Source organism: Chromobacterium alticapitis (genome assembly GCF_002924365.1).
Taxonomy (GTDB): Bacteria; Pseudomonadota; Gammaproteobacteria; order Burkholderiales; family Chromobacteriaceae; genus Chromobacterium; species Chromobacterium alticapitis.
Genome location: NZ_PQWB01000094.1, coordinates 1 through 15,643, shown reverse-complemented (window position 1 = coordinate 15,643; position 15,643 = coordinate 1). Strand labels below are relative to the sequence as shown.

The 15,643-nt window shown below is 54.4% G+C and carries 15 protein-coding genes; all 15 read left to right on the top strand.

Features of this window, described 5'->3' with window-relative positions:
* On the top strand, window positions 1-254 hold a 254-nt coding region (locus C2I19_RS22565; protein ID WP_233201248.1), incomplete at its 5' end, for a hypothetical protein.
* 520 nt (window positions 255-774) lie between these two features.
* Window positions 775-2,223 (top strand): mannose-1-phosphate guanylyltransferase/mannose-6-phosphate isomerase, encoded by a 1,449-nt coding sequence (locus C2I19_RS17030; protein WP_199181243.1) that lies wholly within the window; start codon window positions 775-777, stop codon window positions 2,221-2,223.
* A 2-nt stretch (window positions 2,224-2,225) separates the two neighbouring features.
* The gene (gene fcl, locus C2I19_RS17025) at window positions 2,226-3,191 is read left to right on the top strand and encodes a GDP-L-fucose synthase (RefSeq protein ID WP_103903850.1); all 966 of its coding nucleotides are present in this window, start codon (window positions 2,226-2,228) and stop codon (window positions 3,189-3,191) included.
* Window position 3,192: 1 nt separating this feature from the next.
* Window positions 3,193-4,332 (top strand): GDP-mannose 4,6-dehydratase, encoded by a 1,140-nt coding sequence (gene gmd, locus C2I19_RS17020; protein ID WP_199181244.1) that lies wholly within the window; start codon window positions 3,193-3,195, stop codon window positions 4,330-4,332.
* 65 nt (window positions 4,333-4,397) lie between these two features.
* Window positions 4,398-5,381 carry an NAD-dependent 4,6-dehydratase LegB gene (locus tag C2I19_RS17015; RefSeq protein ID WP_103903849.1) on the top strand — a complete coding sequence of 328 codons (984 nt, stop codon included), beginning with the start codon at window positions 4,398-4,400 and terminating at the stop codon, window positions 5,379-5,381.
* A 4-nt stretch (window positions 5,382-5,385) separates the two neighbouring features.
* A complete protein-coding gene (locus C2I19_RS17010) occupies window positions 5,386-6,534 on the top strand; it encodes a LegC family aminotransferase (protein WP_103903848.1) in 1,149 nt (382 codons plus the stop codon).
* A gap of 2 nt (window positions 6,535-6,536) precedes the next feature.
* Entirely contained in the window at window positions 6,537-7,718 is a 1,182-nt protein-coding gene (neuC, locus tag C2I19_RS17005; protein WP_199181242.1) for a UDP-N-acetylglucosamine 2-epimerase, read from the top strand.
* Window positions 7,719-7,733: 15 nt separating this feature from the next.
* Window positions 7,734-8,804, top strand: coding sequence for an N-acetylneuraminate synthase (neuB, locus tag C2I19_RS17000; RefSeq protein WP_103903847.1), 1,071 nt, complete (start codon window positions 7,734-7,736; stop codon window positions 8,802-8,804).
* Window positions 8,805-8,815: 11 nt separating this feature from the next.
* A complete protein-coding gene (locus C2I19_RS16995) occupies window positions 8,816-9,472 on the top strand; it encodes an acetyltransferase (RefSeq protein WP_199181241.1) in 657 nt (218 codons plus the stop codon).
* Window positions 9,473-9,498: 26 nt separating this feature from the next.
* A complete protein-coding gene (locus C2I19_RS16990; RefSeq protein WP_199181240.1) occupies window positions 9,499-10,692 on the top strand; it encodes a nucleotidyltransferase family protein in 1,194 nt (397 codons plus the stop codon).
* The gene (locus tag C2I19_RS16985; RefSeq protein WP_103903844.1) at window positions 10,689-11,381 is read left to right on the top strand and encodes an acylneuraminate cytidylyltransferase family protein; all 693 of its coding nucleotides are present in this window, start codon (window positions 10,689-10,691) and stop codon (window positions 11,379-11,381) included. Before C2I19_RS16990 ends, C2I19_RS16985 begins: the two co-directional genes overlap by 4 nt.
* Before the next feature lie 29 nt (window positions 11,382-11,410).
* Window positions 11,411-12,571 (top strand): N-acetyl sugar amidotransferase, encoded by a 1,161-nt coding sequence (locus C2I19_RS16980; protein ID WP_103903843.1) that lies wholly within the window; start codon window positions 11,411-11,413, stop codon window positions 12,569-12,571.
* Window positions 12,561-13,346: an imidazole glycerol phosphate synthase subunit HisF gene (gene hisF, locus C2I19_RS16975; RefSeq protein WP_233201247.1), complete on the top strand. Its 786-nt coding sequence runs from the start codon at window positions 12,561-12,563 to the stop codon at window positions 13,344-13,346. The genes C2I19_RS16980 and hisF overlap by 11 nt, the downstream gene beginning before the upstream one ends.
* Window positions 13,343-13,990 (top strand): imidazole glycerol phosphate synthase subunit HisH, encoded by a 648-nt coding sequence (gene hisH, locus C2I19_RS16970; RefSeq protein ID WP_103903842.1) that lies wholly within the window; start codon window positions 13,343-13,345, stop codon window positions 13,988-13,990. The genes hisF and hisH overlap by 4 nt, the downstream gene beginning before the upstream one ends.
* A gap of 29 nt (window positions 13,991-14,019) precedes the next feature.
* Window positions 14,020-15,643, top strand: a 1,624-nt coding sequence (locus C2I19_RS22285) for a polysialyltransferase family glycosyltransferase (protein WP_199181239.1), incomplete at its 3' end; no start/stop codon positions are given.

Below are 15,643 nucleotides of genomic sequence, written 5' to 3'. Positions count from 1 at the left end.
ACATCGATCACCAGTTATTGCTGAAGGCGCTCAGGAAGCATTGCCAGGAACCGTGGGTGCTGCTGTACGTCGAGCGCTGGCTGAAAGCGCCAATGCGGCTGAATTTACCCGGAGGTATTGGGGTTCAGCCAAGGCCGCTTGAAACGGAGCTGTCAGCTCTTGCCAGGACACCTCAGTCGGCGGCCCAATCCATACCGCCTGTTCGGCCGCTTGCTGCGGACGCGCTTCAATTTGGCGTGGCAAGCGGCGCATGAGCTAAGCCAAGGGTCTCCCGCCCAGTAAACGCGATCTGACGCGAGATGGCGTGGATGGCCCTTGCGTGCAGGGCAATCGCTCTGGGCTCGGCATTTGAAGCACTCAAGTCATACATGCTGTTCGAGTGCGGAGGCCCTGGCGCCGCGGGAGTGGCTAGCTTGGAAATTTTTCTTAAAGATACGCCGAGACATTTGCTATCCAAAGATAGCCGCATTTTTCAAGAGATTGACAATTGTAAATAGCGTATTGCTCTGTTAGCAGGGAGCGTAAACAGGGCTGGATCTTTCCATATGGATTGCGAGGATGCCGCACCTCTGCGGCTTTTCCGCCATTTCGGATTTGCCGCGCCCCTGCGCTCGCGCTCGCGGGCTCTAGGAAGTACGGGGGGACTTATGGTATAAAAGCGGCTATAACTCACCGATCCCTACGGGTAAGATGAACGATTTCACAACGTTGGGGCAGGGATCTAATTGCCCAGCCAAAGGCGGCAAACCCTGGCGGAAAAGGAATATAACAAGCATGATGAACGTAACGCCCGTTATTCTCTGTGGAGGCTCGGGCACCCGCTTGTGGCCGCTGTCTCGTATTGGCCTCCCCAAACAATTTCTGTGCTTAACTGGCAACGAGAGCTTGTTTCAACAAGCTGCTCAACGTTTGTGCCGTTTGAGCAATATTGACATTCAAGTCGCTCCACTTTTTATTGTTACAGGCGAAGAGCATCGCTTTTTGGCTGTAGAGCAGCTGCGCGAGATCGATGTTGCGTTAGGCAGCGCCTTGCTTGAGCCGGTTGGCCGCAACACCGCGCCTGCGCTCACTATGGCCGCGCTGGCTACCATGGAGGGCGGCCAGGATTCCATCTTGGTCGTCACGCCCTCGGACCAGACCGTGGCTGATTCCACAGCCTTTACCGCAGCCACGCAAGCTGCGATTCAAGAGGCTGCAGACGGCACAATCGTGATTCTGGGCGTATCGCCGGACAGGCCGGAGTCCGGTTATGGCTATATTCAAATTGATAAATCCGACGCCGTCAATCATGCTGCAATTGTCAAGCGTTTCGTTGAAAAACCGGATGAGGCGACTGCCAAAGCCTATCTAGAAGAGGGCGGGTATTTCTGGAATGCAGGCATGTTCGTTCTTAAGGCTTCCACTTGGTTGAGAGCTCTGGAACGGTTTCGTCCAGACATTCTCGAGTCCACTCGCGCAGCGTGGAACGCACGTAGTACCGATGCGCTGTTCGTGAGGCCCGGCAAAACTGAATTCGACGCCATTCCTGCTGAGTCGGTTGACTACGCGGCGATGGAGCACTGCCCGGGCAGCGATCTCCCTATCAAGATGATCCCATTGGATGCGGGTTGGAATGACTTGGGTGCCTGGGATGCCGTTTGGAAGGCCTTGCCGAAGGACGAGCAGGGAAATGCCCATATTGGCGATGTGATCACGACTGATAGTTGCAATACGCTTGTACATGCTACCAGTCGGCTGGTCAGCGTGGTTGGATTGAAGGACGTTATTGTTGTCGAGACTCCCGATGCTGTGCTGGTAACCGACAAGTCTCATAGTCAGGATGTGAAGCACATTGTCAATGCACTTGGTAAGAGAAGGCGTGAAGAACACGCGCTTCATCGTAAGGTTCATCGGCCTTGGGGCTGGTATGACAGCATCGATGAGGGGGAGCGCTTCAAAGTTAAGCGCATCCAGGTTAAGCCGAAGGCCAGCCTGAGTTTGCAAAAACACCATCACCGGGCCGAGCATTGGATCATCGTCAAGGGCACCGCGGAAATCGTCAACGGCGAGAAGACTATCCTGCTAACAGAAAACCAATCGACCTACATCCCGCTTGGTGAGGTGCATCGTCTTGCTAATCCAGGTACCATTCCGCTCGAAATCATCGAGGTGCAGTCGGGTAGCTATTTGGGTGAAGACGACATTGTTCGGCTCGAAGATCATTATGGGAGAACGGGTAAGTGACAATGCCCAAGATCTATGTCGCTGGGCATCGAGGAATGGTGGGCTCTGCCATTCTCCGCCAGCTCGAGGCTATCGGCCAAACTAATATTGTTTCTCGCACGCGTGCAGAACTAGATTTGACAAATCAGGCGGAAGTTAATGCCTTCTTTGCTGCGGAAAAACCGGATCAAGTATATTTGGCTGCTGCAAAAGTTGGTGGTATTCATGCCAATAATACATATCCGGCCGAGTTTATCTATGAAAACTTGATGATTGAGGCCAATATCATTGACGCCGCATTTCGTCATGGTGTTATGAAGCTATTGTTTCTCGGCTCTAGTTGCATTTATCCTAAGCTTGCGCCGCAGCCTATTGCGGAAAGTGCGTTGCTGAGCAGCCCATTGGAGCCCACGAACGAGCCCTACGCAATTGCGAAAATTGCCGGCATTAAATTATGTGAGAGCTATAATCGCCAATATGGTGCCAGTCATGGGATTGATTATCGCAGCGTTATGCCTACCAATTTGTATGGGCCTGGCGATAATTACCACCCGGATAACTCTCATGTTATTCCCGCACTGATTCGTCGATTTCATGAAGCAAAGATAAACTCAACTTCGAGTGTTACCATTTGGGGTACAGGCACGCCGTGCCGCGAGTTTCTTTACGTGGATGATATGGCTGCTGCCAGCGTGCACGTTATGAATCTGGACGAATTAACCTATCGGCAGAGTTTTGAGCCCATGTCCAGCCACATTAATGTCGGTTTTGGTACGGATGTCACGATCCGTGAGCTGGCGGAGATGGTAGGAAGCACCATAGGCTATCAGGGTACGATCAATTTTGATACTAGTAAGCCTGATGGCACGCCCAAAAAATTGATGGACAGCACGCGTCTCAATAAACTGGGCTGGGCACCAAAAGTTTCCTTGCAGCAGGGGTTGAAGATTGCCTATGACGACTTTTTAAATAACAAAGTTCGTGCCTGAGATGATTGATATGCATACACAAAAGCCTAAGGTTGCTCTTATTACTGGTGTCACGGGCCAAGATGGCTCGTATCTTGCAGAGTTTCTTCTTGAAAAGGGTTACATCGTCCATGGTATTAAGCGCCGGGGTAGCCTTTTTAATACTCAGCGTGTTGATCATCTGTATCAAGATCCGCATATTGATAATGCGCGCTTCAAGTTGCATTATGGCGATCTGAGCGATACCAGCAACCTTATTCGCATTATTCAAGAAACGCAGCCGGACGAAATATACAATCTGGGCGCCATGAGTCATGTGGCTGTTAGCTTTGAAAGTCCAGAGTACACTGCAGATGTGGATGCAATTGGCACTCTGCGGATTCTTGAAGCTATCCGTATTTTGGATCTGGGCAAAAAAACTCGCTTTTACCAAGCATCTACCAGCGAGTTGTATGGCTTGGTTCAAGAAATCCCACAAAAAGAAACCACACCATTTTACCCGCGCAGCCCTTATGCAGTAGCCAAGATGTATGCGTATTGGATTACAGTAAACTACCGTGAAGCTTATGGCATGTATGCTTGCAACGGGATTCTGTTCAATCATGAAAGTCCGCGCCGTGGCGAGACTTTTGTCACCCGGAAAATTACGCGAGGTTTGGCTAATATTGCCCAAGGCCTTGAAAATTGCTTGTATATCGGCAATATGGATGCCTTGCGCGATTGGGGGCATGCAAAAGACTATGTCCGCATGCAATGGATGATGCTGCAGCAAGACCAGCCGGAGGATTTTGTGATCGCTACCGGCGTGCAATACAGTGTGCGTCAGTTTATCGAGTGGAGTGCGGCAGAGTTGGGTATCAGCCTCGGGTTTGAGGGGCAGGGTGTCAATGAGGTGGCCGTTGTCAGATATATTCAGGGAGACATGGCCCCTGCGCTGAAGGTTGGCGACGTTATTGTCAAGGTAGATCCTCGCTACTTCCGCCCGGCTGAGGTGGAAACGCTTCTGGGCGACCCAAGCAAGGCCAAGCAAAAATTGGGCTGGGTGCCGGAAATTACGGCGAGGGAAATGTGTAAAGAGATGGTAGCGGCTGACTTGGATGAAGCAAAGCGGCATGCAATGCTCAGGGCTAATGGCTATTCGATCAAGATGAGTGCTGAGTAAGCTCGCGGTCATGCTGGTTTGGGATTGATTATTAATTGATAAGAGTGACTGCTAACTTGACTAATATGAGTAAATCCGTTTTGGTGACGGGCGCTGATGGCTTCATCGGCTCTCATCTGACTGAGCTTCTCGTTCGCGAAGGCTATAAGGTCAAAGCGCTTTCTCAATATAACTCCTTTAATTATTGGGGCTGGCTTGAGGATGTGGATTGTAAGGAGCAAATTGAAATTATAAATGGAGATGTGCGCGATCCTCATTATTGTAAGCATATAACTAAAGATGTAGATACCATTTTTCACTTGGCAGCTCTGATCGCTATTCCTTATTCCTATGTGGCTCCAGATAGTTATGTTGATACCAATGTCAAGGGCACTCTCAATATTTGTCAGGCGGCTCTCGAGAATGGCGTGACGCGCGTCATTCATACCTCGACAAGCGAGGTTTATGGCACTGCTCAATACGTACCTATCGATGAAAAGCACCCGTTGCAACCACAATCGCCCTATAGCGCTTCTAAGATCGGCGCGGATGCGATGGCAATGAGTTTTTTCAATGCATTCGACCTTCCTGTGACAATTGCCAGACCGTTTAATACATATGGTCCGCGCCAATCTGCTCGGGCAGTTATTCCGACCATCATTAGTCAGATTGCCTGCGGCCAGAAGCAGATTCAGCTTGGCGATGTTTCGCCTACTCGTGATTTCAACTATGTCGCTGATACTTGCAGAGGCTTCTTGGCGCTGGCTCGTAGCGACAAGACCATTGGCGAGACTGTAAACATTGGCTCCAATTTCGAAATTTCGGTGGGTGATACCCTGAATCTGATTCGTGAGTTGATGAATAGCGATGTTGAATTCATCACGGATGAGAAGCGTTTTCGCCCTGAGAAGTCTGAGGTTTTCCGTCTCTGGTGTGATAATAGCAAGATCCACGTGTTAACGGGCTTCGAGCCTGAATACGATATCCGCTCCGGCCTTAAGGCTACAGTGGATTGGTTTACGCGCCCTGAAAACCTAGCCAAGTACAAGGCTAATATTTATAACGTATAGGCCTATGTTCGATTCCCTGATCCGCTTTGTCCAAGAGCAGTACGCCACAAACGATTTCATACCGTTGCATGCGCCCGTTTTTCGTGGGCGCGAACGCGAATTCGTGCTGAATACACTCGAAACAACTTTTGTTTCGAGTGTTGGGGCCTATGTCGATCAATTTGAGCGGGGTGTGGCCGAATTCACGGGCAGCCCGCGCGCCGTCGCTGTCATGAATGGCACTGCAGCGCTGCATGTGGCTCTGCTCTTGGCTGGTGTGGAGCGTGGCGATTTGGTTGTAACCCAGTCGCTTACATTTGTCGCCACTACCAATGCGATCGCTTATTGCGGTGCTGATCCGCTTTTCATCGACGTGGATCGCGAAACGCTTGGCCTGTCTCCCACGGCTTTGGATGAATGGCTTTCTGAGCATGCGTATGTAGGCGATGATGGCGTTTGCCGTATGCGTGATGGAGGTCGGAGCATCCGCGCTTGCTTGCCGATGCACACGTTTGGTCATCCCGTTGATCTTGATGTGATGATCGAAGTGTGCGAACGCTGGCATTTGGTGTTGGTCGAGGACGCAGCGGAGTCGCTGGGCAGCTACTACAAAGGCCGCCATACGGGTAGTTTCGGTCAGATTGGCGTACTGAGCTTCAATGGCAACAAAATCATGACCACCGGCGGCGGCGGCATGGTGCTGGCAAGTGAGGAGATCGGGAAAAGGGCTAAACACCTGACGACAACAGCCAAAATCCCGCACCCCTACGAGTTCTATCATGATGAGGTGGGATACAACTACCGCCTGCCAAACCTGAATGCGGCGCTGGGCTGTGCTCAACTTGAACAACTGCCTGCCTTCCTGGAGTCAAAGCGTATGCTTGCGGCTCGCTATATTGAATTTTTCAAGGATAGCGATCTGCGGGCGATTGTCGAACCCAAGGATTGCCATTCCAATTATTGGCTGAACGGTGTGGTTTGCGAGAGCGTGGAGCAGCGAGATGCGCTGTTGAAATCAACCAACGATGCCGGCGTGATGACGCGTCCGATTTGGACGCTGATGACCAAGCTGCCGCAGCATTCCAATGCTGTGCGCGGTCCGCTTGCCAACGCGGAATGGCTGGAAGCGCGGGTTGTCAACCTCCCCAGTAGTGTACTCCCTAACGAGGCTTGATCTTGCGACGCATCGCTTTCTTCACCAGTACGCGGGCAGAGTACGGCCTGCTGCGCCCCCTGATGGCCGAAGTGGCGGCTCGCGAGGAGCTGACGCTTCAGCTTATTGTGTCGGGAACCCACCTGTCAGAGCAGTATGGTGAGACTTGGCGCGAGATTGTTACGGATGGATTCCCAATCCACATGAAAGTGGATATGCAGTTAGACTCTGAATTTGTCAATATAGCAAGTTCTGCTGCATTGGCATTGAAAGGGACTGCTGAGGCCTTGGCACAGCTTCAGCCAGATGTGCTGGTGCTGCTCGGCGATCGTTACGAGCTTCTGGCGGCGGCGCAAGCCGCTGTGCTGTCTCGTGTGCCGATAGCCCATATTCATGGCGGCGAGGCAACCGAAGGCGCAATTGATGATTCCATTCGTCACGCGTTGACCAAACTATCACATTGGCACTTCGCGGCGGCCGAGCCCTATGCGGACCGTATTCGCCAAATGGGAGAGTCGGGCGCGCGCGTTTGGAACGTAGGGGCACCGGCAATGGACAATATCTCCAAGCTGGATCCGGTCCCGCTGCGCGATCTCGAGGCCTTCTTGGGCGTCAGCTTGAGCGAGTCTGCGCTTCTGGTGACCTATCACCCTGTCACTCTGGAGCAGGATGGTGGACTCGCAGCCATGCATAAACTGCTTGAGGCGATCGATGGTTTCAAAGGTGCCATCATTATTACTGGCGCCAACGCCGACCCGGGATCTTGTATGATTCGAGCCGAGCTGCAGGCGTTTGCGGACAGGAATCCGGGTCGAGTCGTTTTGGTCGAGTCCTTGGGTGCGAGGCGTTATTTAAGCCTGATGTCCCATGTTGACGCCGTCGTTGGAAACTCGTCCAGCGGTTTGCTCGAGGCGCCGGCGATAGGAGTGCCGACGGTAGACATTGGTCCTCGCCAGCAAGGCAGACTGCGTGCGCCGTCGGTGCTACACTGCGGCGAAAGTGCCGAGGAGATCCGTCACGCCTTGGCGCAAGCGATATCGCCCGAGCATCGAGAGCTCTCCGCTCGTCGAGAGACGCCTTATGGCTCCCCAGGAGCTGCGAGGCGCATCGTCGATGTCCTGCAGGATGTCGAAATGGCCATGACCGCCAAACCGTTCGTCGATCTGCGCTGTACAACAAAAAATGATTACTCCCGCCCTGATTGAATGACAGGAAGCTGAATGCAAAACGTCTATGTGATCGCCGAAGCTGGCGTTAACCACAATGGGGACCTAGAGCTTGCGCGCAAGCTAGTTGAAAGCGCGGCAAATGCCGGTGCGGATGCGGTGAAGTTCCAAACTTTTGACGCGAAAAAGTTGGCCACCCGCTCTGCACCCAAGGCGAGCTATCAGAAGCATACTACTGACGCCGCAGAGTCGCAGTTGGAGATGCTAAGCAAACTGGAGCTGCCCCATGAGTGGCATAGAGAGCTGCGCGAGTATGCTCACTCATGTGGCATAGAGTTCTTGTCCACCGCTTTTGACGAAGATAGCCTGGAGTTTCTAGAAGAGTTCGACATGCCCTTTTACAAGGTCCCGTCGGGCGAACTCACGAATGGACCACTGCTGTGGAAGTTTGCGCGAAGCGGGCGTCCGCTGGTTGTTTCGACTGGCATGGCCACCATGTCGGAGGTTGAACAGGCTCTTGCCGTGATTGCGCATGCCATTAATGCAGATGTGGAGCCGGCGAGCCTCGCCGAAGTTTGGCGTGGCTGGAGCGATCCGGTCTGGAGAGCCAGTTTGCAGGGGCGCGTCACGTTGCTGCATTGCACTTCGCAATATCCCACGCCGATGAACGAATGCAATCTGCGCGCCATGGATACGCTGAGAGCATTTGGATTACCTGTCGGCTATTCGGATCATACGGAAGGTGTCTTGATTCCTGTGGCCGCCGTCGCCCGGGGCGCTGTCTTGATCGAGAAACACTTCACGCTGGATCGATCTATGCCAGGCCCGGATCACAAGGCCTCTCTGGAACCCGACGAGCTGGCGCAAATGGTGCGCTATATCCGCGACCTGCAGCCGGCCATGGGGGATGGCGTCAAATGTCCGCAGCCAAGCGAATGGAACACGCGCCAGGCCGCGCGTCAGCATGTGATCGCGGCGCGAGATATCACTGCTGGCGCGACGCTTGCGCGCGAGGATCTTGGCACCGCTCGTAGTGGCGGTGGCATGCCAGCCGCGGAACTATGGGGTTTGGTCGGCAAGCCTGCCGCCCGGGCCTACACGTCTGGCGATGTCATCCTGCAATGATCGCACCCCGCATGCGTGATCTCGTCCTACTTGGTGCGGGGGGGCATGCCCGCGTTTTGCTCGCATTGATGCGCGCCGCGGGGTATTCGGTATTGGGTGTGTGCGATCCGCATCTCGCATCCAGTGGCGCCTCCCGCTGGGAGGGGCTTGACGTGCTCGGCGACGATGCGGCGCTGCTTGACCGCCTGGGGCCGGAGCGGGTCGCTCTCGTTTTGGGCATCGGCCAACTTAGCACGGGCTCGCTTCGCGAGCGCCTTTACGACTTGTGGCGCGGCCGCGGATACGCGTTTCCGGCGCTGGTGCATCCGGCAGCTTGGATTGCCGGCGACGCATTGCTGTCCGATGGCGTGCAGGTTATGGCTGGGGCCATTATTCAACCTGGCTGCGCTATCGGCGAAAACAGCACTATTAATACTCGCGCAAGCATCGACCACGATTGCCATATCGCTGCGCATGTGCACGTGGCGCCTGGCGCAACTTTATGCGGATCTATTCATGTGGATGAAGGCGCTTTTATTGGCGCGGGATCCGTGCTTGTTCAAGGTGTCCGGGTAGGGGAGCGTGCGGTGGTCGGCGCTGGCACTACGCTGGTGCGCGATCTCGGCCCGCGGCAGATCATTATCGGCGGCGCTCCGCGCATACGCGCCAAACCTGCTGCGGAGAGCTAAATAATACTGTAATAAAGAACTGGAAAATGGGCGTGTCCAAAAGTAATCTGTCGCGGCTTGCGCTTGTCGGCAAGCGCAGTTTGACTATTGGGCAAGACGGAACATGTAATAGGCATTACACGGGCGCGGCAATCTTGGCGGACGTTCCGGTCGGTATTGGAAAAAATCAGATGAAAGATTGGGAAAGCACTATTGTTGGACCTCATGCCACCTTGCGCGAGGCGATGGAGACGATCGATCGTACTGGCATACAAGCCGTACTGGTGGTCGATACCCGGCGCCGTCTGCTAGGTGTGCTAACGGATGGGGATACGCGCCGAGGATTGCTCAGTGGCCTGGGGATGTCTACCGAAGTCAAGCGTGTGATGCATTCCACGCCGACCTGCGTCAACGTCGGGGACTCGCCGAATAGCATCCTAGGCATCATGCGCAGCACCGGCCTGCACCACTTGCCGATTGTCGATGCCGATCGCACGGTAGTCGGTCTGGCTGTCATCAACGACTATCTTGCCACACCGCACCGCGATAACTGGGTCGTCATCATGGCGGGAGGGCTGGGCAGCCGCTTGCAGGAACTGACGCGGGATGTTCCCAAGCCGATGCTGAATGTCGGGACGCGTCCGCTGTTGGAAACGATTATTCGCAGCTATGCCGACCAGGGTTTTCATCGTTTCTATCTAGCTGTGAATTATAAGGCGGAACAGATTGAAGCTCATTTTGGTGATGGGCATGCCTTGGGCGTAGACATTCGCTACTTGCGTGAAGAGCAGCGCATGGGAACGGCGGGGGCCTTGAGCCTGTTACCGGAGCGGCCGACCTCGCCGTTCATAGTTACCAATGCCGACCTGCTGACAAAGCAAAACTATGGCGTCATGATTGATGGGCATGTAGAATCCGGGGCTCAAGCCACAATGGCGGTCCGGCACTATGAAATGCAGGTGCCTTTTGGCGTAGTGCGCGCAAATGACGATATTATTGAGTGTATTGAGGAAAAGCCGGTCCAGCACTTTGTAGTCAATGCGGGTATTTATGTACTCTCGCCGCAGACGCTGGACCTCGTTCCGCGTGACCAGTTCTTCGATATGCCAAATCTGCTTGGCTCCATGCTTCAGGCCAATATGATGGCGCGCACGCACCAGATCGATGGCTACTGGCTGGATATTGGTCGCATGCCAGATTACGAGCGCGCGAACTTGGAATTTCACGAGGTCTTTCAATGATCCATCGCGGACGTGTGCTTGGCCTCATTCCGGCTCGAGGAGGATCGAAGGGCATTCCGCACAAGAATATTGTGCCGCTCGGCGATCGTCCGCTGATCGCGTGGACGATCCAGGCGGCTCAGGCTTCTATACATATAGATGATGTCGCGTTGTCATCTGACGACGACGCCATCATCGAGGTGGCTCGCCAGCACGGCTGCAACGTGCCGTTCAAGCGGGATGCCTCATTGTCTTCCGATACGGCAGCGACGTTGGACGTCATCTTCGACGCGCTCGACCGCCTGCCAGATTACGAGTGGATTGTGTTGTTGCAACCTACCTCTCCGTTGCGCACTGCCGCTGACATCGACGGCTGCATCGCCGCGATGGTGGCGGCGGATGCGCCAGCCGCGGTGAGCGTTCGCTCGGCCGACGATCATCCCTACCTGATGTTCAAGATTCATTCTGACGGGAGTTTGCGGCATTTTTCGGCTCCGCCCGTAGGCGCGAGCCTGCGCCGACAGGATTTGCCGCCGGCATGGCTCCTGAACGGAGCCATCTATGTGGCGAATGTCAGCTGGCTGAGGCGCCAGCGGAGCTTTCTTACCCCTGAAACTATTGCTTATCCAATGCCGTTGGAACGTTCCAACGATATTGATACGCCGGAAGACTTGGCCAGGGTACGTTCCATTATTCAGTCAGCTCCTTGAATAGCTTTCACCTTCAAAGAAGAAGTCATATGAAAAAACGCGATGTCATTACGCAGTACAATCTGCCGACCACTGTCAAATACTGCAAGTTGTGCACAGTTTCCAATCAGCGTCCGCGCATCACGTTCGATGAGAACGGCGTATGTTCGGCTTGTAATTTTGCGTATTACAAGCGTCACAACATAGACTGGGAGCAGCGCGAGCGCGAACTGGTAGAGTTATGCAATCGTCATCGAAAGGGTAATGGTGAGTATGATGTAATCGTGCCATGCAGTGGTGGCAAGGATGGCAGTTTTGTCGCTCACCAGCTGAAGTACAAATACGGAATGAATCCGCTTGCGGTGACTTGGGCGCCGCTGAAGGCTACCGAGATCGGCCGCCGCAATATGGATGCGTTCATTCAGTCGGGCTTCGACAATGTGTTGGGCACGCCGAATGGCCGCGTGACCCGCAAGCTCACCCGCCTGGCGTTGCAACATCTGGGCGATCCCTTCCAGCCCTTCATCTATGGCCAGACGAATTATCCGATGCACATGGCCGTGAAACACAACGTCCAGCTCATCATGTACGGTGAGAATGGCGAGGTGGAGTATGGTGGCGATATGAAGAATGCATTCGTCCCTACTCGAGACATCCAGGATCACGACAAGCACTACTTCTCCGGACTGCCGCCTGAGTTCTGGACCGAGCATGGCGTTAGTCAGGCCGACTTGCAGCCCTTCATGGCACCTAGCTATGAGTCGGTGATGGAGAACAAGACCGAGATCCATTTCATGGGCTATTACAAGTTCTGGGATCCGCAGGAGAACTTCTACTACTGCCGCGAGAATACTGGCTTCCAGCCGAACACAGAGCGTTCGGAAGGCACTTATTCCAAATATGCCAGCCTTGACGACAAGATTGATGGCTATCACTACTATTTGGGATTCATCAAGTTCGGTATCGGCCGCACCACCTCGGACTCCGCGCATGAGATCCGCGACGGCAAGATCAGTCGCGAAGAAGGCATCGCGCTGGTCAAACGCTACGATGGTGAATTTCCGCGTAGACATTACCAGGACTTCTTGGAATATTGTGGCATTACTGATGAAGAGTTCCAAGAGGTGGTGGACAGCTGGCGCTCTGACCATCTGTGGGAAAAAACTTCGGATGGCTGGCAGCTGAAGAACCCGATCTGGAATGAAGGTTGAGGCGAAGCTTTACACTATGCAGACACGGCTCATCCCGCGGCTCGATATTAAAGGGCCGAATCTCATTAAGGGTATAAACCTTGAGGGATTGCGCATCATTGGCGATCCTCAATCGTTCGCGCGGCAATACTATGAAGATGGTGCCGATGAATTGTTGTACGTAGACGTAGTTGCGAGCCTCTACGGTCGCAACAGTCTTCACGACATCATCAAGCGCACCGTCCAGGACGTCTTCGTGCCGCTTACCGTGACCGGGGGCATTCGCTCGGTGGACGACGTGCGCGAAGTGCTGCGCGCTGGGGCTGACAAGGTGGGCATCAACACCGCGGCGACCAAGCGTCCCGAGCTGATCCGCGAAGTGGCCCACAAGTTTGGCTCCCAGTGCATGGTGCTGTCGATTGAGGCCAAAATGGTCGCGCCAGGCTGCTGGGAGGCGTACACCGATAACGGACGGGAGCCGACCGGCTTTGACGTTATTGAGTGGGCGCAGCGTGGCGTGGAGCTGGGTGCTGGTGAAATACTGTTGACTTCGGTGGACCGAGAGGGGACGCGTCATGGCTTCGAGACTGAACTGATTCACGCAGTTTCGACCGCAGTGGCTGTGCCCGTGATCGCAAGCGGGGGAATGGGCAAGCCAGCCGATGCCATCGTTGCGATTATGGATGGTTGTGCGGATGCGGTAGCCATGGCAGACATTCTTCATTACAAGCGCGGGACGCTGGCGGATATTCGAGCCGCGCTTCGCGATGCTTCTCTCGACGTTCGGCATTTATGACTATCACCATCATAGACTATGGCAGCGGCAACCTGTTGAGCGTGAGCCGCGCCCTTGAATATTGCGGCGCAAGCTGTCAAACCTCTGGCGATCCGGCCGTGATTGCCGCTTCGGAGGCCCTGGTGCTTCCCGGTGTCGGCGCGTTTCGCGACGGGATGGAAGGCTTAGCAAGGTATGGTTTGATCGACCCTATCCTCGCCCATGCGCGTGCTGGCCGCCCACTGCTTGGCATCTGCTTAGGCATGCAGATGCTGGCTAGCTCCAGCGAGGAGTTCGGATTGCACCAGGGTTTGGGACTGATCCCTGGTAAGGTCCGAGAGATCAGCAAGCGCAGTGCCTCCGGCGTGTCGCGCAAGATCCCTTTCATCGGCTGGGCAGGCCTTGATCGTGAACCAGGCATGCCGTGGGAGGATTCTGCGCTGCAATCCATCGAGGAGGACGAAGCGGTGTATCTCGTCCATTCCTATCACTTTGTTCCCGACGAAGCATCAGATCTGTTGGCGACCTACCGTTTCCACGGCGATAACATCACCGCTGCGGTGCGTCGAGGCAACGTTACTGGCCTGCAATTTCATCCTGAGAAGAGCAGCCAAGTAGGCTTGCGCATACTTCGCAATTTCGTTATCTATTCGCAGCAGGTCTAAATGACTTTTCTCTCGCCTGCGGGCTAAGAATGATCTATTTCCTCGTCAACAACAATTATCAATATCTTGAAGCTGTGCGGCTGGCTGGCGAACTGCGAGCCGCTGGCCGGCGCGCTGCGCTGATCGCCATCCCCCACACGCTGACGCAAGAATTCGATCCGCTGCTTTTTGATCCGATGATAACGCTGCCCACACCTGCGCATTTGCCTTGGAAGCGCGCTTGGTTCCAATATTTAGGGGGAAGACGGCGCCTGAAGGCGGCGCTGTCCGTGAATGCTGAGGACACGCTGCTGTTGTTCACGGAGTACGAATTGCTCAACCAGCTTGTGGCAATCACTTTCAAAGAGCGCGCAGCATCGGTCTTTCTACTCGAAGATGGCGGCGTTGGCAGTTATATTCCGCTCACGCTGAAGCAGAGTCAGCCGTATACTTGGAAAAACCGCGTGTTGCAGGTAAGCATGCGCGTAATACCGGGCTTGAGCCGCACGCGTTTTACCAAGTTCGACGGCATTTTGTTTCCAATGTTGGACGATCGCTATCTAGATGGCGTCTATCTCTATCGAGGGATGGCCATTACGCGGCGCATACCCGTTAGTATTCTGGCTCGCCCCACGCTTCCGCCTGTAAAGACTCAGCCTGGGCGCGTGGTTTTCCTCAATCAGCCGCTCTACAGCGAATATATACAGACCGAGGCCGACTATGCCTCAGGTCTGACACAAATTCTTCGGGCGTTGTGCAAAGGTTTTTCCGAGGTTCTGTTTAAGTTTCATCCTCGCGAGCCGGAGACCGCCAGGGAACAAATCCGGAAACAGATCCTGGATAGCTTTCCGACTCTGCACGTTGTTGAAGGCAATCAGCCATTCGAGGCCATGCTCGCGGAACTGTGTCCGGAGGTTGTCGCGTCGTACAATTCGACACCGTTGCTCAATTTGAGCGGGACAGGCGTACAGCCTTTGTTCGTCTATCACCTGCTGCCGGATTTGCGTAACGCGGAGTCGTTCGATGCTATGCACGTGCTGCTCGAGGCCTGGGGCTACCAGTTTGCGGCTGACTGGAGCGAGCTTGCTTCAGGCTATCATGCTGGCGAGAGTTTTGATGATGTAAGCGGCGCGACGCCGCTTGTCCAATTGCTGGGACCGCGCATGTCGCAAGACGGAAGCGGCCCCACCTCCCAAGGAACAGTTTTGCGCGGGAGTGAGCCGAACGCTTTGCCGCGAAGAGTCCCAACTATGTTTCAACGTTTTCTCATTACAGCCCTGCTGCGGCTGAACGCGGACCGGATAAGCGATAAATGGTTCTCGCTTATGGCCAAGGTGCGCCTTGAGCGACTGCGTCACCATGGCGTCCATCTCAATTTCGTTCCGCAAGGCGGCCATTTCTTCGAAATTGCAGGTGACCCCAAGAAGTTCTCCATTGATGACACATCGCACCTCAAGTCAGATACCTTTATAGAATGCAGCGGCGGTGTCTCGATCGGTCGCTATTTTCACTCCGGCCGTGGGCTGACAATTTTCTCGAGCACCCATAATTATGCTACGGGCGCGCGCATCCCTTATGACAGCATGCCGATAGCGTTGCCGGTGAAAATCGAGGATTTCGTGTGGTGCGGCGCGAATGTCACCATCATGCCTGGTGTCTCGGTGGGTGAGGGCG